Origin of the sequence: Brenneria uluponensis (assembly GCF_032395385.1) — a bacterium.
Taxonomy (GTDB): Bacteria; Pseudomonadota; Gammaproteobacteria; order Enterobacterales; family Enterobacteriaceae; genus Prodigiosinella; species Prodigiosinella aquatilis.
In genome coordinates this window covers 4,040,642-4,058,681 of the sequence record NZ_CP135917.1, presented here as the reverse complement: position 1 = coordinate 4,058,681, position 18,040 = coordinate 4,040,642, and the positions used below count along the sequence as shown (strand labels likewise).

Sequence of the window (18,040 nt, the reverse complement as noted above, 5' to 3'; positions counted from 1 at the left end):
GGCAATATTCTGTTTATCACACTACAACGTCTGGTCGATGATACCGGTGTCGTGCTGGCAATAATCATCATTTTCTTTCGTCGGTGATATGGGAACCAGAAGACAATCCTTGGCAAGGCGGGAACGGAAAAAGGGTACTGTCAGTATTGGTGTCGCCACGTTTTCGTTAGATTCAGAGCACAAAACAGTGGTCAACGTTTCATGCCGCATGCTATACCAATGATATGTTGTAGGACAACTTATACGATAAGGATTATGAGCATCCAATCAATACAAAAACACAATGTCGTCGATGCGGTATATGAGCAAATTAAGGAAAAACTATTGGATGGCAGTTGGCCGGCAGGCTGTAAGCTCCCTTCAGAGTCTGAACTGACAGCATCGTTTAATGTCAGCCGTGTCAGCATCCGTAGTGCCGTGCAACGTTTACGCGATCTGGGTATTGTGATTACGCAGCATGGGAAAGGTAGCTTTGTTACTGAGAAACTCAATCTGCATACCCTGCTCAATGAGCAACAGCCGATCATGCATCTCAGTCGGGAAGAGTTTCACGATATGATGGTGTTCCGCCAGACTGTTGAATTCAAATGTATGGAGTTGGCTGTTCAGAATGCAACCACGGAGGATATTTCTGCGCTGGAACAGGCATTGAATCGCATGTTAATAAACAGGGATGACTATAAAAAATATTCTCAGGCAGATTTTGATTTTCACCTGGCGATCGCTAAGGCTTCACAGAACAAGGTATTCTACAATGTAATGAATTCCATTAAGGATAGTTACTACTACTACCTTGAGGAACTGAATCGAGCATTGGGTATCTCGCTAGAAAGTGTCGAGGCACATATCAAAGTATTCATGGCTATCAAGAACCGTGACTCTTCTACCGCCGTAGCGGTACTCAATGAAGCAATGTCAGATAATGTTATTGCGATTGAAAAGCTAAAACAGTCAGTATCGAAAAATGAATAGATAATTGAAACAGTTGCACAGACAGACATTTCAGATTGCCTCTGGCTTATAACAAAGAGCTATAGCGGTGAGAATGGGGGGGGAAGGTAAAGATGCTGCGAGTGCATTACTGTAAGCCAAGCTTTGCCCCCCCCCCCGACACAGGTGTTTTACTCAGCTATCCCACTATCACCGTTTGGGCCCCATACATAGGCTTGTCAGCCGTCTGAATGGCTGCCAGGCAGCCATTTTACGCTCTCAAGGACGGGATGCCGTGCCATCCGGTGTGCGGGCGTTGGTCCAGGATGGAATGCCGCCAATACAGGGGTACTTGGCGGCTTTATTTTCGTCAATATCAATTCCCAGCCCAGGACGCTCGCTTAGATAGGCATAACCCTGCGTTATCTCCGGGCATCCAGGGAACACATCACGTAATGCGTCATTTATCGGTGTGTACTCTTGAATGCCAAAGTTGGTTACGCTCATATCCAAATGCAGATTGGCGCAAACTCCTACTGGTGAAATGTCCCCAGGACCGTGCCAGGCAGTACGTACACCATGAATTTCACTTAGCGCCGCCAGTTTCCTGGCTGGGGTGATTCCGCCGATAGTACTGACATGGCAGCGAATATAGTCGATCAGGTTATTGGTGATCAGCGGTTTCCAGTCATTGATGCTGGTAAATAACTCTCCCATTGAGATAGGCGTGGAGGATTGTTGGCGCAGCATCTTCAGCCAGTCGATGTTTTCTGGTGCTACGGGATCTTCAAGATAAAACAGCTGGTATTGCTCCAGGGTTTTTGCCAGGTGAATAGCGGCAATGGGTGTTACGCGCTCATGAACGTCATGGATGAACTCAATTCCGAACCCCAGTTTATTGCGTAAGTGCTCGAACAACCGCGGCACGCTCTTTACATAAGCTTCAGGATCGAAATAGATACCCGGCGTGTTGCTGCGCGGAGATCGTTTGGGTTGGATGTTTTTTGCTCGCGCCAACTGGGTGGCAATCAGTTTCAGATCGTCGGTACCCGCGCCGCCATACATGCCCATCTGACAACGAACATACTGGTATCCTTCTTCCATACGCGCACGGATATTGTCTTCGACTTCAAGCTCGTCACTCCCATCGGTATGAACATACAAAGGGATCCCATCGCGGCATCGACCGCCAAGTAATTCATAGACCGGCATCCCGGCCAGCTTGCCTTTGATGTCCCACAATGCCATGTCCACGCCGGAAAGGGCATTATTCATAATCGGGCCATTTCGCCAGTATCCACTGACGCAGGCAGATTGCCAGATATCCTCAATACGTGTTGGCTCCTTACCAATAAGGAAAGGTGCCATATATTCGTTAATTGCAGTTTTAACTGCATGAATCCGTTGGGTAAAGGTAGCGCAGCCCAGGCCATAAAGGCCGGGTTGACTGGTCTCGATTTTTACCACTGCCAGATCAATTCCTCCTGGTGCTGTCAGGATGGTCTTCACTGCGGTGATCTTCACACTACTCACAGTAACTCCTTAATTTCAATGCTAAAACCAATTGGGTTTATTGTCCAATACGCAGACATATGCTCGTTCCCATCAACAACAAACATCCAGTTATTGCCTGCAATCATATCTATCAACTTATATGTCGTCATACAAGTTGTTTTTTTGCTATTTCATTATTTATACACTCGAAAAGAAAATGATGATGGCAATATTTTTTGTTGTTATTGTTTTTATTTATTTGAAAAATAAGTAATTTTATTTGTTTACCAAAACTATTAAAAGTTTGTTTTGTGATCGTAATTCCAAAAGTAACCAATTTATGTTGATTTAAAAATAGCTGTGTAACAATTTAAATACAAATGACGTCATACAAGTTGGTGGTGTCTATTTCTTCTTTTAATGATGAAAAATGAGGATTTTGTTATGTCAGCTCTATTTGATTTAACAGGAAAAACAGCGTTGGTTACGGGTTCTGCTCGTGGTCTGGGTTTTGCCTATGCCGAAGGGCTGGCTGCTGCTGGTGCCAGTGTGATTTTAAATGACATACGAGAAGACTTACTGAATGCGTCGGTACAGAAATTACGCGAGAAAGACTATCAGGCAAATAGCATAGTTTTTGATGTCACAAATGAAGACGAGGTAGAAAGTGCGTTTGCCACGCTGGAGCAGCAAGGCCTGTACGTGGATATCCTGATCAATAACGCAGGTATTCAATATCGAAAACCCATGGTTGAGTTGGAACTGGAGCAGTGGAAACGCGTTATTGATACCAATCTGACCAGTGCATTTATTGTTTCACGTGCTGCCGCAAAACGGATGATTTCCCGGGGAAATGGCGGAAAAATCATCAACATTGGCTCATTAACCAGTCAGGCCGCACGTCCTACTGTCGCACCTTATACTGCGGCAAAAGGTGGGATTAAACTACTCACCTGTTCCATGGCCGCAGAATGGGCGGAATTTAATATTCAGACCAATGCGATCGGCCCAGGCTACATCCTCACGGATATGAATACCGCTCTGATAGAGAATAAAGAGTTTGATGCTTGGGTAAAAGCCAGTAATCCCTCTAAACGTTGGGGACACCCGAAAGAACTGATTGGTACCGCTGTATTCCTCTCCTCTACAGCCTCTGACTACATCAATGGTCAGATTATATACGTCGATGGCGGTTGGCTGGCCGTGTTGTAACCAAGCCACATCTTACCTGATCAAGGCTCTACCCACGGCATTTCTCTGCCGTGGATTAAACCTGCTTATTTATCTGTTAATAAAAGAAAAACTAACAATTGACCAGGACAAAAAAATGAAAGCAACAAAATCAAGATTTTTTATTCTGTCACTGTTATTTACTGTGACGGCAATAAATTACATGGATAGAGCCAACCTTTCCGTCGCCGGGAGCAATCTTCAGTCCGAATTTGATTTAAGCGCCACTCAGCTTGGCCTGTTATTCTCGATGTTTACCTGGTTTTATGCCGCCAGCCAGATCCCGATTGGCTATGTGCTCGATCGTATTGGTTCACGTATGTTGTATGGCTCCGCCATCATACTGTGGAGCATATTTACCTTTATGATGGGGTTTTCTTCCCATCACCTGTTTGTCACCACGACAGCCTCATTCATGATGTTGTTAACCTGCCGGGCATTGATCGGAGTGGCTGAAGCACCTTCTTTTCCTTCCAATACCAAGATCATCGCTACCTGGTTTCCGGATCATGAGCGTGCCCGTGCTACGGCTATTTACTCCAGCGCACAATATATTGGTCTGGCACTGTTAACGCCTGTGCTGTCATTCATTGTGGCGATCTATGGCTGGGAAATGTCTTTTTATCTCTCTGGCGGCATGGGGATACTGTTCGGCATTTATTGGCTGATGAAATACCGTGATCCTCAGCATAGTGATAAAACCAATCAGCTTGAACTGGACTATATTCGTGAAGGGGGTGGCTATGGCTCGGAAAATCAGACCAATGTCAGTGATAAGGTTCGTTGGAGTGATATCACTTTTTTCCTGAAAAAACGTACCATATGGGGACTGTTTATTGCCCAGTTCGCTTGTTCTTCCACCCTGTATTTCTTCTTGACCTGGTTTATCGTTTATCTGGAGAAAGGACTTAACCTGTCAATTGCCAAGGCTGGTCTGGGGGCATCCTTCCCGTACATGATGGCGATGGCTGGTGTACTGTGCGGCGGTACCTTGAGTGACATGTTGTTGAAGAAAGGAAAGTCACGTACTTTTTCCCGCAAACTGCCAGTAATGTCCGGTTTGTTCCTGACAATGATTATCTGCCTGGTCAATTTCTTTGAAAACCAACCTGTAATTGCTATTGCGATTCTGTCTATCGCCTTCTTTGCAAATGCCTTTTCCAATCTTGGATGGGTAGTATGGAGTGATATTATCCCGCGTAATTTTATTGGCACCATGGGTGGTTGCCTGAATATTTGCGGCAATCTTTCCGGTGTCATCAGTCCTATCGTTATTGGCGTAATTCTGCAGCGTACCAATAATTTTCATTATGCCATGTGGTACATCGCCGCTGTTGCCCTTATCGGGTTGCTGGCCTATGCCTTTTTGGTTGGAAAGATCGAAGTCATCGTCCCTCCTGAATCCGGAAAATCTTCAATACCGCAATCTACTGCGAAATCCCTTAATGTTGAGGCTAAATAATGAACCAAACAATGAGTTGTAAAGCCTGTTTCGCCTATGGTGAAAAAGATGTGCGTGTGGAACAGCGTGAACTGGAATATGGAGAGAATGATGTGCTGATAAAAGTGGACTGCGGTGGTATCTGCGGTTCTGACATTCACTACTACCAGCATGGACGAGCAGGTATGTCGATTCTGAAACAACCGATGGTAGTTGGCCACGAGTTTGTCGGTATCGTCAGCAAATCACCTATCGGCTCCAAATTATATGCCGGTCAGCCTGTAGCTATTAATCCATCACAGCCTTGTAACCACTGTAAATTCTGTCTGGAAGGGAAACAGAATCTTTGTACTACTATGCGTTTTATGGGGAGCGCCCAGTTTACCCCACATGTTAACGGCGGATTTTCGGAATATGTGGTGGTGAATGAAAAACAATGTATTCCTTATGATGGGCAGACGCTTCCTAAAGTTATGGCTTTCGCCGAGCCTTTGGCTGTTGCCATTCACGCGGTGAATGTAGCGGGTTCGTTGGTTGGCAAAAAAGTGTTGGTTATTGGCGCGGGGCCTATTGGTTGTTTGATTCTTGCGGCTGCACGCAGCGCCGGAGCCACTGAATTAGTGGCCTCTGACATCAGCAGTCGTTGTCTGGAATTAGCCCGTGAAATGGGTGCAACCGCTACATTTAACCCGATGGAGAAAGAGCATGCTTCGCTCTATTTCGAAAATAACGGTTATTTTGATGTCGTATTCGAGGCTTCCGGCAGCGTGGCGGGCGTCCAGTCGACTGTGTCGCTGACGCGACCGGCTGGCACTGTCGTGCAGGTCGGAATGGGCGCGGGAAATGTGGAGTATCCGGTAATGTCGATGTTGGTGAAGGAAATTCGTTGGGTCGGATCATTCCGTTTTGTCGGTGAATTTGAAACCGCAGTACAGTGGTTACAAGATCACCGTATTGATCCGCTACCTTTACTGAGTGGTGAATATAAACCGGAAGATATTGAAATGGCGCTGATCACCGCTGCTGATAAAACAGTATCATCAAAAGTACAGATTAAATTCTGAATGCCATGTTTGAGGCGATCAATATGGGATTACCAGATATATTGGCCGCCGGATAATGGCAGCTTATTCATATCTATACCCAATAGATTTCAAGTTTCAGGCGGGTGACAACCGAGTAAATCCCCAACTGCCCACCGCCAGTAAATGGCTGGCGGTGAGTGAGGGCAAACAACGCATCTGCAATTTGAAAGATGGCGGGTATAGTTAGTAGAAACGGCAAATATCCTGCCTCTTTTACTCAACCAGGAATTAGAGTGGTACTCTTGCGTGTGTTTCTTTCTCGATTCAGATAAGAATACGCCTATTTTTCATTAGATTACTCTCTTTCCAGCGCATGGATAGGTTGCATGTTTGCGGCCCGTTTGGCAGGAAAAAATCCAAATATCACGCCAATCAGGCTGGAGCATAAGAACGCTACAATAATGGATGTTGTGGAATAAACCATGGAGAAGCTGCTGGTAAACTGCCTGAAGATAACGCCGGCAAGCAAAGACAGTATCACGCCCAGAAACCCACCAAGCAGACACACCAGGACAGCTTCAATCAGAAACTGCTGTAGAATATCGCTGGTGCGGGCACCGACCGCCATTCTAACGCCTATTTCTCGTGTTCTCTCCGTTACTGAAACCAGCATGATATTCATCACACCAATTCCACCGACAATCAGCGAGATCAGAGCGATCAGCGAAACCAGCAGTGTCATGGTCGATGTCGTTTTCTGAATGGTTTGGCGAATACTGTCCGTATTCATGATAAAAAAGTCTTTGGTACCATGTTTACGGGTCAGTACTTGCGTGATGCCTTGCTCGGCTACGCTGAGATCAACGTTATCTTTTACTCTTACCGTAATGCTTTTGAGATAGGACTGGCCGACCATACGCCACATCATGGTGGTGTAGGGAATCCAGACATTCAGATTGTCATCACTGCCAAAACCACTTTGTTTACGGGTGACAACACCAATCACCCGACAAGGCAAAGAATCCAGCAGAATAACCTGTCCAATTGGATTTTCCCCTGGACTGAACAACTCTGCCCGGGTGTTTTGATCGATAACGGCATCCTGGGTCAATTGTTTTACGCTGGATGGCGGAAAGGTAATGCCTTCATCAATGGTGTATCCCCGTACAGTGAAAAACTGTTCGCCCACGCCAGTGACATTGGTGGATACCGCGATGTTGCCATAGCGCAATGTGGCGCTGGTGGAAAGTGAGGGGGTTATGCTATGAACATAAGGCTGTTCAGCCAGTGGCTCGATGTCGTTGGCCCGTAGTGTCTGGATCGCGCTGGAACGCATGTCACCAAAACTTTTGCCGGGGAAAATTTCCAGCGTACTGGTACCCATGGCGTTGATATTTGCCAATACTTGTTGTTGTGATCCTTTGCCGAGCGCGACGACAGAAACGACGGAAGCGATACCGATAATGATGCCCAGCATGGTCAGAAATGTTCTCATCCGCTGGGCATTCATGGCGCGTAAAGCCATTTCAAATGCGTTAAAAAAGCGGTTACGGAACTGGCTGAACGGATTCGCGGTGATGATCGTTGCTGCCGGTTTGGGCGTAACCACAGGGACTGCGGAGCTTGTCCGGCTGTCGGTAATAATTTCACCATCCTTTAGTTCGATAATTCTTTCGGCCAGTTGGGCAACGTGCATATCGTGAGTCACGATAATGATGGTTTGTCCCTGCTGGTGCAGTTCCTTCAATATGTTCAGGACTTCCTGGCCGCTGGTGCTGTCCAGCGCCCCGGTGGGTTCGTCCGCCAGAATGACGTCGCCGCCATTCATCAGTGCTCTGGCAATGCTGGTACGCTGCTGTTGACCTCCCGACAGTTCACTTGGATGGTAGTGAATGCGCTCTCCCAACCCCAGCCGGGACAACAATTCAATAGATCGTTGTTGGCGTTCATGGCGTGTTTTTCCCGCATAAATAGCCGGTACTTCTACGTTATCCTGAACAGTAAGGTTGTTGAGTAAATGATAACGCTGAAAAATAAAGCCAAAATGCTCACGCCGTAGTTCAGCCAGTTGATCGTTATTCAGTGAGAGAATCGAGCGTCCTGCAATTTGATAGTCGCCTTCAGAGGGCTTGTCCAGGCAGCCGAGAAGGTTCATGAGTGTTGACTTCCCCGAACCTGACGCACCAACAATCGCGACTATTTCTCCGCTCTGAATGGTAAGATTGATGTTCTTCAGGACTTCAGTAGTTTGATCGCCGTTAACAAAACGACGTGTGATATTGGTGAGTTGAAGTAAAGGAATCGCCATCATTCAGAATCCCATCGGTGGGCCAGAACGTTGCTGTGTGGTGGCTGTTCCGCTGCTACTTTGCTGACTGACAATCACTTCCTCTCCGGCCTTGACACCCGACGCCAACTGGACATAAGCATTATCGGTAACCCCGGTCTTTACTTCCCTCGTTGATATTTCCCCTGAGGGGCCAACGACCTGAACCACATTTTTACCGTCGATCGTGCTTAATGCGGTAACCGGTACAACCAGCGCGTTTTTTACTGATGACAACAGAATATAGACCTGTGCCGTCATGGAAATCCTAAGGACTTCTCCTGGATTATCAATATCAAACAGACCGTAGTAGTAAATGGCTGTGCTGGAGGATGAGGTACTGCTTGAACTGGTCGTGCTGGTGCTTGATGTGCTATCCGTGCTGGTGGATTCCGGGGCGGGTTCTATTGCACGTAATACAGCCTGATAGCGTTTCTTGGGGTTGCCTAAAATAGTGAACCAGACCGGCATTCCGGGTTTGACTTTAATAACATCAGCTTCTGATATTTTTGCTTCTACCGTCATGGTCTTCAGATTGGCAACTTTGGCAATCGTGGGCGTACTTTGTGCTGCATTGACCGTTTGGCCCTCTTCAACCGGAATCGATACGATAGTGCCGTCAATGGGAGAGCGGATTTTCGTGTATCCCAGGTTAACCTGGGCCGTGTTAACCGCGATTTTGGCCTGAATGATTTGCGCATCAAGTGCAGCTATTTCCGCCTGAGTGGCTTCCAGAGTGGTCTGTGTGCTATCGTAATCGGCCTGCACTCCCAGGCCTTTTTTCATTAGCATTTTCTGACGCTGCCAACTGAGTAGATCGTTTCTCATCGTGGCTTGCTTAGCCAACCGTTGGGCCTGAATATTTTTCAGCCCGGCTTCGCTGTCTTTAAGCGAGTTTTGTTGGGTAAGATCATCGATTTCTGCTAATAACTGGCCTTTTTTGACTTTATCACCCAATGTAATGCGCAATGTTTTTATCTGCCCTGAAACTTGCGCGCCCACGCTTACCTGTTTTTGTGCCTGAATGGTGCCATCGGCTAATACAGTTTGCTCTAAATCGCGGACAACAACCGGGGTGGTAATATAGTGTACCGGAGTACCTTGATGGGCGAAGAACAGGGAGAAAAGCAGCGCAACGATTATTACTGACAATAATATCAGTAGCGAGCGGGCTGAAAGTAAACGCGATTTTATCAAAACAGGAGTTTCCTCACTATTACTGCTAAACGAAAGGCATCAAGAGGTGATAATTTACTCTTCACTTCAGTAGTGAGACGTAGTATTTCCTTAAGGGAAAAGTAAGAATTCCGTAAATCCGACTGCGAAGATCAAGGCCAGGCCTGACAATAGATTCTGTAATGTAAAAATATAATGGGGATAGTGCATGAAAATTTTACTGGTGGATGATGATGCAGAACTGGGAAAAATGCTTTGCGAGTATCTGGGAGCGGAAGGATTCTCAGCTTCTCAGGTATTGACAGGAAAAGAGGGCATTGAAGGTGCAATGTCCGATCAGTATGCCGCAATGATTCTGGACATTATGCTGCCGGATATGAGCGGTATTGATGTCCTTCGCAATGTCAGGCGTAATCGTCAACTGCCAATCATTATGCTAACAGCCAAAGGTGACAATATTGATCGGGTCATTGGGCTGGAAATGGGTGCGGATGACTATGTACCGAAACCCTGTTATCCCCGAGAATTGGTTGCTCGGCTGAGGGCGGTGTTCCGGCGTTATGAAGAAAAACCGGATAAAACCGATAACACCGGTATCGTTAGTTATGGCGATCTGGTGTTTAATCCAGCGACGCGTAGCAGTGAGTGGCGTGGTCAGCCGTTTGATCTTACGGCTTCTGAGTTTAATCTCCTGGAACTGTTGGTGCGATCTCCTGAACGTGTAGTGACAAAAGACGAGCTGTCAGAAAAATGTCTGGGTCGCCAGCGCGAGGCCTATGATCGTAGTGTTGATGTACATATCAGTAATATTCGCCAAAAGCTCATTGCCCTGGATGGATGTTCTTTGCTGATTGAAACAGTACGTAGTGTTGGTTATCGGATACGTTAATGATGTATGGGCGGTTGTTCTGGAAAATACTGTTGGGGCTGTGGTTCACGTTTATTTTTATATCTCAGCTAATGTGGGTGGGGTTCTCTTTTTATGGTGACCGGCGTGATCCACCGGAAGTTCAGGTGGAAAAACATGTTAGCACTTTACAGATAGCGTTAGCGACTCAGGCCCTGCAACAGGGAGGATTGCCTAGGTTAAAAGCGGTAGTCGCCACATGGCCTGAAAGTGAGCGTCGGTACTTAAAAGTCTTCACGAAAGATTTTCCCACACCAATAGATTCCATCACTGATAAGCACAGTGAACCCGATAGATTTTGGGATCGCTTCAGATCTTCACCCGAGAACATCCTGACACAGGTTACCGGGCCAAACGGTGAGCATTACCAGCTTTATTTTGATACGAAGATCTGGCGTAAAGAGTTCTTGCCCGGGCCACCAGAGATACAACAGTTTCTGCATCTGCCTGCACCAATGGTATGGATTGGTGTCTTGGGCGGATTGATTTTTAGCTGGATGTTGGCCTGGAACCTGACACGTCCACTCAGTCAATTGCGCGCCGGGTTTGGGCGAGTAGCTCAGGGCGATTTATCAGTGCGATTGCTGCCCGCCATGCGACGGCGTCATGATGAAATCAGTGATGTGGCCCGTGATTTCGACTCAATGTCTGAGCGGCTGGAAGTGCTGGTCAGTGCCAGAGAGCAACTGTTGCACGATGTTTCACATGAGTTGCGTTCACCACTGGCTCGTTTGCAACTGGCGATAGGATTAGTACGACAGAACGAAGGTAACCTGGAAAATTCATTACACCGTATTGAGCGTGAAGCTGAACGTATGGACAAAATGATCGGTGAGTTGTTGACATTGTCACGTACTGAAAACACGGCCGCTAATGAAGAATACTTTGACTTACTTGGGTTGGTGACGGCGGTGGTGAATGACGCCCGTTATGAGGCACAGGTTCCAGGGATTGAGATTACATTGAGCACCGGTGGATTTGATGATTATACGGTGACTGGTGTTTCAGAACTGATTCGTCGCGCAATTGACAATATTCTCAGGAATGCGCTGCGTTTTTCTTCGCATGGGCAACAGGTGTCAGTTACTTTGGGACGAGATGAGCAGGAATGGATTATCGGTGTGGCTGATCAAGGGCCTGGTGTAGAGAAAAGCAAGCTTTCCAGTATTTTTGACCCGTTTATACGCATAGATTCGCCACTATCAGGTAAAGGATATGGTTTAGGGCTGGCGATTGCCCGCAAGGCAATACAGGCTCATGGTGGTAAGATTGAAGCAGAAAACCGGGGACAAGGCGGATTACTGATTCGGGTCTGTATCCCACGCTGGAAATGAAAACGGCGCCTTCACCCAGGCGCCATTTATATAATAATTGGTAATCGGTATTATTTTTTGATGCGGATTATCGGTGTTTCTCCGACCACTACTGTCCCGGTCAGTTTGGTCAATTCTTTGATCTCATCCATATTGGAGATGACTACTGGTGTTAAGGTAGATTTAGCTTTCTCTTCCAGCAGAGCCAGATCGAATTCGATCACCAAATCGCCTTTCTTCACCCGCTGGCCTTCTTCCGCGATGCGTTTGAAACCTTCGCCTTTCAGTTCGACGGTATCAATCCCAAAGTGAACAAAGAGTTCGATGCCACTGTCTGATTCGATAGAAAAAGCATGGTTAGTTTCGAATATTTTACCGATGGTGCCGTCAACCGGGGCCACCATTTTGTTGCCTGTCGGTTTAATCGCTATACCATCACCTACGATTTTTTCGGCAAAAACAACATCAGGAACATCTTCAATATTTACGATTTCTCCGGACAGCGGGGCAATGATCACAATGCTGCCAGTGTCTTTTTTATCATCAGAAACCAGAGATTTCAGTTTATCGAACAAACCCATGATTCTCTCCTAAGCATTAATATTGGGCCAGCGTAGTGGTATCAGCAAAGCGTCTTTTCTTTAATGAACCGGCTTACCAGGTTACTTAACTCTTCTGCAGTTGGTAGGGTCATAGCCTGTTCCGCCAGCGCCTTCGCATCTTCGTAATTTGCATTACGAATTATTTTCTTGATGCTTGGGATAGAGATAGAACTCATGCTGAATTCATCCAGACCCATTCCCAATAACAGTAGTGTAGCACGTTCGTCTCCAGCGAGCTCACCACACATACCTGTCCACTTGCCTTCGGCATGAGATGCGTCAATCACCTGTTTGATCAGGGTTAATACCGCTGGGGACATCGGGTTATAGAGATGGGAAATCAGCTCATTACCGCGATCTACAGCCAGAGTATACTGAGTTAAGTCGTTTGTCCCAATACTAAAGAAATCAACTTCCTTCGCCAGATGGTGAGCAATGGCTGCGGCTGCCGGTGTTTCCACCATTACGCCCATTTCGATATTCTCATCATAAGCTTTACTTTCTTCTTTCAACTGCACTTTCAGCATATCCAGTTCGGCTTTAAGGGCACGAACTTCTTCGACTGAAATGATCATCGGGAACATGATTCGCAGTTTACCAAATGCGGACGCACGCAAAATGGCGCGTAACTGTGCATGAAGAATTTCTTTACGGTCAAGACAGATGCGAATAGCCCGCCAGCCGAGAAAAGGGTTTTCCTCTTTTGGCAGATTCATGTATGGCAAATCTTTGTCGCCACCGATATCCATGGTGCGGACAATCACTGCTTGTGCACCTACGGCTTCAGCCACGGCCTTGTAAGCCTGGAACTGTTCTTCTTCTGTCGGGAAGGAATCACGGTCCATGAACAGAAATTCTGTGCGGTACAGGCCGACACCTTCGGCACCATTACGCTCGGCACCTGCTACGTCGCGTACTGTACCAATGTTGGCACAGACTTCTACCTGATGACCATCCAGTGTTATGGCTGGCAGGTCTTTCAGTTTGGCGAGCTCATATTTTTCGGTGTTGTATTGCTGCTGAACCGTTTTGAGCTGGTCAATTGTTTCTTGGCTTGGGTTTTGATAAACCTTGTTGTTGACACCATCCAGAATCAGAAAATCGCCGTTTTTAACCTGCTTGGTGACGTCGGTGGTGCCCACAATGGCTGGCAATTCCAGTGAACGAGCCATGATAGAGGTATGTGATGTCCGTCCGCCAATATCAGTGATGAACCCCAGCACTTTGTCCAGATTTAACTGCGCAGTTTCAGATGGCGTCAGATCAGTTGCGACTAGAATCACTTCTTCCTGGATGTCGCCCAGGTCAACGATATTCATGCCGAGAATATTTTTCAGCAGACGCTTGCCAATGTCGCGCATGTCCGCCGCGCGTTCTTTCAGGTATTCATCATCAAGTTCTTCCAGCGCTTTGGCCTGGTTCTCGATAACAGAAAACGCCGCTGCATCGGCAGAGGCGTGCTCATCTTTAATCAGGGATATGATTTCCTGCTCGAATTCCTCATCTTCAAGTAACATGATATGCCCTTCGAAGATGGCTTCTTTCTCTGCACCCAGCGTTTCTGCCGCTTTGGTCTTGATCACTTCCAACTGTTTAGACGCTTTGGCGCGACCTTCCAGAAAACGGTCGACTTCCTTATTTACTTGATCTGCAGAGATTTTTTTTCGGTTGATGATAATTTCATCTTCTTTCAGTAAAAGTGCCTTACCAAAAGCAATACCGGGTGATACTAATATGCCTGAAATCATAACCTTACCTTACTTGATACTGATGTTCACTAAAAAGACCGTGCCGTTTATTCGAGCTCAGCCATCAGTTTAACCAGATGTTCAACAGCTTTCTGTTCGTCTTCACCTTCTGCTGAAATAGTAACAACAGTACCCTGAGTTAAACCGAGTGTCTGTAATTTGAACAAACTTTTTGCGCTGGCGCTTTTTCCGTTGGAAGCAACGGTGATTTCTGAAGCAAAGCCCTTGGCTTCCTTGACAAATTGGGCAGCGGGTCGCGTGTGTAAGCCATTCGGAGCGGTAATAGTTACTTCTTGTTGGAACATTCTGTTTTCCCCAACTTATTGGATTAAAAATTAGTGTTGTGGAGCTAAAGTTTAGTGTGTTCACTGAACTTTAGCCTGTTTGGTTAGCACCCTGAGCATGTTACAGGGGCAGGCCGGGATGCGGCAAGGAGACAACTTCACGTTTCCCTTATTACAATATCAGTAATAATCACCTGTTTTCTACTCGAACACTGGCAGTGTGGGAAGTTTACTTTCACTATTTCATCCCTACCAAGCGCGATTTTGCAAAAAGGATCTTAACGGATATTAATTTCACGCATCAAAATAATTGACCGGTTAAATACTAAACTTGGCTCGGAAAAGCAATGCATAAGTAATGGAAAGTTTGAAGTCTGCCGCAAAAAAGCACCCCGCGAGGTGCTTTTTTTAACATTTTGATTACTATTTGTGCGTATGGTGGAGGGTTACTGCTGTAGTTCCTGTTCGGTAAACAGATCAGCAAACAGGGCTGTACTCAGATAACGTTCACCGGAAGAAGGTAAAATAACGACGATAGTTTTATTTGAAAATGCATCTTCTTTTAGTAAATTAAGTGCCGCAGCTACTGCTGCGCCGGAGGATATACCAGCCAGAATACCTTCCTCTTCCATCAACCGGCGGGCTGTCTGGATAGCCTCGTCGTTGCTGATTTTCTCTACGCGATCAATCAGCTTCAGATCCAAATTGTCTGGGATGAATCCAGCACCGATGCCCTGAATCTTGTGTGGACCCGGCTTGATTTCTTCACCAGCCAGTGCCTGGCTTATTACCGGAGAATCAGTGGGTTCAACGGCGACAGTAGTGATCGCTTTACCTTTGGTGTTCTTGATGTAACGGCTTACTCCCGTTAATGTCCCCCCTGTACCCACCCCAGCGATGAATACATCCACTTGACCGTCGGTATCTTCCCAGATTTCCGGGCCAGTTGTTTTTTCATGAATTTCGGGGTTGGCCGGGTTACTAAACTGCTGCAGCATCAGATAACGCTGCGGGTCGCTGGCAACGATCTCTTCTGCTTTGGTGATCGCGCCTTTCATCCCTTTGGCACCTTCAGTCAGTACCAGGTTGGCTCCCAGCGCCTTGAGCAACTTGCGGCGTTCAATACTCATGGTTTCCGGCATGGTCAGCGTCAGCTTATAGCCACGTGCAGCAGCAACGTAAGCTAAAGCAATACCGGTGTTACCACTGGTAGGTTCTACGAGTTCGATACCCGATTTCAGTACGCCACGTTTTTCCGCATCCCAAATCATATTGGCACCGATGCGGCATTTTACGCTGAAGCTTGGATTACGGGATTCAACCTTGACCAGGATGCGCCCATTACCGATACGATTCAGGCGAACCAGCGGCGTATGGCCGATTGTAAAAGAATTGTCTTCATAGATCTTGCTCATAGCCTGTCCTTTAATGACTGTATGAAATTTTTTTGTGAACATCAGAGAGAATACCTGTTCATGGCGGCCAGTGAAGTAAGGAATCGTTATATCGTTATGTTCTTAGGAAATATATTTTCATCATTTACTTGATATCAACCGATTACATTACCGGCGTGGTTTTAGTGCCTCGGACAGATGGCGATAACGGTCAACCCACAACGCCGTTGCGCCACAAACCGCAACTGGCATGATAACCAGGTTAAGTACCGGAATGAGCGTAAACAAACTAATCAAGGCGCCAAACTGCAAATTGGTCATCTTGTGCTGCCGTAGTGCTCTTCGCATGACAGGAAAACTGACTTTATGGTTATCAAATGGATAATCACAATATTGTATTGCCAGCATCCAGGCACTGAACATGAACCAAATTACAGGTGCCAGTGTTTGACCGATTCCCGGTATGAAATAGAGCAGTAGCAATACCACTGCCCGAGGTAAATAATAGGCCAGTTTCTGAACTTCACGCTTCATGATGCGGGGAATATCTTTGGCGATGCTGATGATGCCGCTGTCCGGCAGCGGTTTTCCAGTCAGGCGCGCTTCCAACTGTTCGGCCAGCAGACCATTGAAAGGAGCGGCAATAAAATTGGTGATGGTGCTGAATAAGTAACTGAAAACCAGCAAGACAGAAATAACAGCCAGTGGCCAGATGAGATAACTTAGCCATTGCAACCAATGTGGAATATCGGCCATGAGGCGGGGTATCCAGTTATCTAGCTGATGCAACAGCCACCAGAAAGCGCCACTCATCAAAAGAACATTGATCAGCATGGGAAGAATGACAAAACGACGGATGCCGGGAAGAGAGAGCAAATGCCATCCTTTCACAAAGTAATAGATACCACTATGGTTGTTATCAGTGTATTGCAGGTCAGACATCTTGTCGGTCGCTCCATTAATTGCAGGTTATCGCATCATATAGAGATGATTTTCTGCTGGCTAGAGCGCTTTTGTATGAAAAAACAGCAAAAAGGTGCGTACTATCTATCTTTATTATCATAAACTACCGACCAGACTTGCACTTGTGTACACAGGCAAATAGAGTTAGTGGTATGAGGGTTTGCCGTGGTGGCAATGTATTGGAACAACTGGGATAGCAATGATGCAGGACTTGCGTCTGATATTAATCGTTGTTGGCGCGATCGCAATTATAGCACTGTTACTGCACGGCTTGTGGACAAGCCGTAAAGAGCGTTCGTCCCTTTTTCGAGATCGTCCCGTTAAGCGTATCAAGCCGGAACGTACTGAAACGCCGCTTGAGGAGCTTGACGAAGGTGTGGGTGAAGTTCGTGTCAGGAAGACTCGAACGGAGAATGAACCATCTCTGGGTAGCTATAATACTCAGGGGCAGAATGCGGCTGACAAACCATCTTCTCCACCAAGTCAGCGTTCTATGTCAGCATCTGACGATGATTACGATCCACTGTTGGGTGAAAACACGTCGGAGGACGTTTTTCATGTCCAGCATGATTCTGGTGTTGTGCCGCCTCGGCAGCGGCCAAGGGATGACGATCAGTCTGTAGAGCCGTCTGAAACTTCCTATTCAGAGTCTGAATTTGATGCACCGGTGGCAGAATCCGCGCCTGATGAGGATGCCGCGGCAAAAGAAGTCGTACTGGTGTTGCATGTTGCGGCCCACCACGGTGGCATCATCGGCGGTGAAGTGCTGTTGCAGAGTGTATTGCAGTCAGGTTTCCAGTTTGGTGAGATGAGCATTTTCCATCGTTACGTTAATCCTGCGGGCGGTGGTCCGGTGTTGTTTAGTCTGGCAAATATGGTGAAGCCAGGGTCTTTCAGTGTGGATGAAATGTCCGAGTTTTCGACGCCTGGCGTGTCAATCTTTATGATGGTGCCTTCCTACGGCGATGCCAATCAGAATTTCAAGCTGATGCTACAGTCAGCTCAGCGTATTGCAGATGATGTCGGCGGCGTGGTGTTGGATGATGAACGACGAATGATGACGCCGCAAAAGGTTGAGTCTTATAAAGCTCGAATTCGTGATGTACTGAAAGCCAATAGTTGATAGCTGTGGTTTAGATGTAAAAGTAAAAAGCCCCCGCTTACGGGGGCTTTTTACTTTTACACCATGATGAATGTGTTTGAGTAT

15 protein-coding genes are annotated in these 18,040 nt (G+C 46.7%); 7 read left to right on the top strand and 8 right to left on the bottom strand.

The features are described 5' to 3' along the window. The first annotated feature begins 255 nt into the window (after positions 1-255). Positions 256-972: a FadR/GntR family transcriptional regulator gene (locus tag RS889_RS18780; RefSeq protein ID WP_315708346.1), complete on the top strand. Its 717-nt coding sequence runs from the start codon at positions 256-258 to the stop codon at positions 970-972. Between the two features lie 237 nt (positions 973-1,209). Here RS889_RS18780 and RS889_RS18775 read toward each other — a convergent pair whose 3' ends face one another. Next, a complete protein-coding gene (locus RS889_RS18775) occupies positions 1,210-2,463 on the bottom strand; it encodes an enolase C-terminal domain-like protein (RefSeq protein ID WP_315708345.1) in 1,254 nt (417 codons plus the stop codon). Between the two features lie 405 nt (positions 2,464-2,868). Here RS889_RS18775 and RS889_RS18770 point away from each other — a divergent pair, with 405 nt between their 5' ends. From RS889_RS18770 to idnD, 3 genes are all read left to right on the top strand, one after another. Beyond that, positions 2,869-3,636, top strand: coding sequence for an SDR family oxidoreductase (locus RS889_RS18770; RefSeq protein ID WP_315708344.1), 768 nt, complete (start codon positions 2,869-2,871; stop codon positions 3,634-3,636). A gap of 115 nt (positions 3,637-3,751) precedes the next feature. Beyond that, on the top strand, positions 3,752-5,116 hold the full coding sequence (locus RS889_RS18765) for an MFS transporter (RefSeq protein ID WP_315708343.1): 1,365 nt from the start codon (positions 3,752-3,754) through the stop codon (positions 5,114-5,116). Continuing rightward, entirely contained in the window at positions 5,116-6,159 is a 1,044-nt protein-coding gene (gene idnD, locus RS889_RS18760; protein ID WP_315708342.1) for an L-idonate 5-dehydrogenase, read from the top strand. Before RS889_RS18765 ends, idnD begins: the two co-directional genes overlap by 1 nt. Before the next feature lie 316 nt (positions 6,160-6,475). On the opposite strand, the gene RS889_RS18755 is transcribed toward idnD, so the two are convergent. Both RS889_RS18755 and RS889_RS18750 read right to left on the bottom strand, forming a co-directional pair. Then, a complete protein-coding gene (locus tag RS889_RS18755) occupies positions 6,476-8,428 on the bottom strand; it encodes a MacB family efflux pump subunit (RefSeq protein WP_315711116.1) in 1,953 nt (650 codons plus the stop codon). Between the two features lie 3 nt (positions 8,429-8,431). Beyond that, entirely contained in the window at positions 8,432-9,640 is a 1,209-nt protein-coding gene (locus RS889_RS18750) for an efflux RND transporter periplasmic adaptor subunit (protein ID WP_315711114.1), read from the bottom strand. Between the two features lie 190 nt (positions 9,641-9,830). Between RS889_RS18750 and RS889_RS18745 the strand changes: the two genes are divergently transcribed. Together RS889_RS18745 and RS889_RS18740 are read left to right on the top strand one after the other, a co-directional pair. Beyond that, a complete protein-coding gene (locus RS889_RS18745; protein ID WP_021014582.1) occupies positions 9,831-10,511 on the top strand; it encodes a response regulator transcription factor in 681 nt (226 codons plus the stop codon). Beyond that, a complete protein-coding gene (locus RS889_RS18740) occupies positions 10,511-11,863 on the top strand; it encodes an ATP-binding protein (protein WP_315708341.1) in 1,353 nt (450 codons plus the stop codon). The genes RS889_RS18745 and RS889_RS18740 overlap by 1 nt, the downstream gene beginning before the upstream one ends. A 50-nt stretch (positions 11,864-11,913) precedes the next feature. Here RS889_RS18740 and crr read toward each other — a convergent pair whose 3' ends face one another. From crr to cysZ, 5 genes are all read right to left on the bottom strand, one after another. After that, a complete protein-coding gene (gene crr / locus RS889_RS18735) occupies positions 11,914-12,423 on the bottom strand; it encodes a PTS glucose transporter subunit IIA (protein ID WP_021014584.1) in 510 nt (169 codons plus the stop codon). A gap of 41 nt (positions 12,424-12,464) precedes the next feature. Further along, the gene (gene ptsI / locus RS889_RS18730) at positions 12,465-14,192 is read right to left on the bottom strand and encodes a phosphoenolpyruvate-protein phosphotransferase PtsI (RefSeq protein WP_315708340.1); all 1,728 of its coding nucleotides are present in this window, start codon (positions 14,190-14,192) and stop codon (positions 12,465-12,467) included. A 47-nt stretch (positions 14,193-14,239) separates the two neighbouring features. Then, a complete protein-coding gene (gene ptsH, locus RS889_RS18725) occupies positions 14,240-14,497 on the bottom strand; it encodes a phosphocarrier protein Hpr (RefSeq protein ID WP_021014586.1) in 258 nt (85 codons plus the stop codon). Between the two features lie 425 nt (positions 14,498-14,922). After that, positions 14,923-15,891 carry a cysteine synthase A gene (gene cysK, locus RS889_RS18720; RefSeq protein WP_021014587.1) on the bottom strand — a complete coding sequence of 323 codons (969 nt, stop codon included), beginning with the start codon at positions 15,889-15,891 and terminating at the stop codon, positions 14,923-14,925. A gap of 147 nt (positions 15,892-16,038) precedes the next feature. Continuing rightward, positions 16,039-16,812, bottom strand: coding sequence for a sulfate transporter CysZ (gene cysZ / locus RS889_RS18715; RefSeq protein ID WP_315708339.1), 774 nt, complete (start codon positions 16,810-16,812; stop codon positions 16,039-16,041). A 220-nt stretch (positions 16,813-17,032) separates the two neighbouring features. Here cysZ and zipA point away from each other — a divergent pair, with 220 nt between their 5' ends. After that, on the top strand, positions 17,033-17,956 hold the full coding sequence (gene zipA, locus RS889_RS18710) for a cell division protein ZipA (protein ID WP_315708338.1): 924 nt from the start codon (positions 17,033-17,035) through the stop codon (positions 17,954-17,956). Positions 17,957-18,040: the final 84 nt, after the last annotated feature.

Coding starts and splice junctions, on each gene's coding strand:
- RS889_RS18770 (WP_315708344.1), top strand. CDS start 2,869: ATGTCAGCTCTATTTGATTTAACAGGAAAAACAGCGTTGGTTACGGGT.
- ptsI (WP_315708340.1), bottom strand. CDS start 14,192: ATGATTTCAGGCATATTAGTATCACCCGGTATTGCTTTTGGTAAGGCA.
- zipA (WP_315708338.1), top strand. CDS start 17,033: ATGATGCAGGACTTGCGTCTGATATTAATCGTTGTTGGCGCGATCGCA.
- crr (WP_021014584.1), bottom strand. CDS start 12,423: ATGGGTTTGTTCGATAAACTGAAATCTCTGGTTTCTGATGATAAAAAA.
- RS889_RS18745 (WP_021014582.1), top strand. CDS start 9,831: ATGAAAATTTTACTGGTGGATGATGATGCAGAACTGGGAAAAATGCTT.
- cysZ (WP_315708339.1), bottom strand. CDS start 16,812: ATGTCTGACCTGCAATACACTGATAACAACCATAGTGGTATCTATTAC.
- RS889_RS18755 (WP_315711116.1), bottom strand. CDS start 8,428: ATGGCGATTCCTTTACTTCAACTCACCAATATCACACGTCGTTTTGTT.
- RS889_RS18780 (WP_315708346.1), top strand. CDS start 256: ATGAGCATCCAATCAATACAAAAACACAATGTCGTCGATGCGGTATAT.
- cysK (WP_021014587.1), bottom strand. CDS start 15,891: ATGAGCAAGATCTATGAAGACAATTCTTTTACAATCGGCCATACGCCG.
- RS889_RS18765 (WP_315708343.1), top strand. CDS start 3,752: ATGAAAGCAACAAAATCAAGATTTTTTATTCTGTCACTGTTATTTACT.
- ptsH (WP_021014586.1), bottom strand. CDS start 14,497: ATGTTCCAACAAGAAGTAACTATTACCGCTCCGAATGGCTTACACACG.
- RS889_RS18740 (WP_315708341.1), top strand. CDS start 10,511: ATGATGTATGGGCGGTTGTTCTGGAAAATACTGTTGGGGCTGTGGTTC.
- idnD (WP_315708342.1), top strand. CDS start 5,116: ATGAACCAAACAATGAGTTGTAAAGCCTGTTTCGCCTATGGTGAAAAA.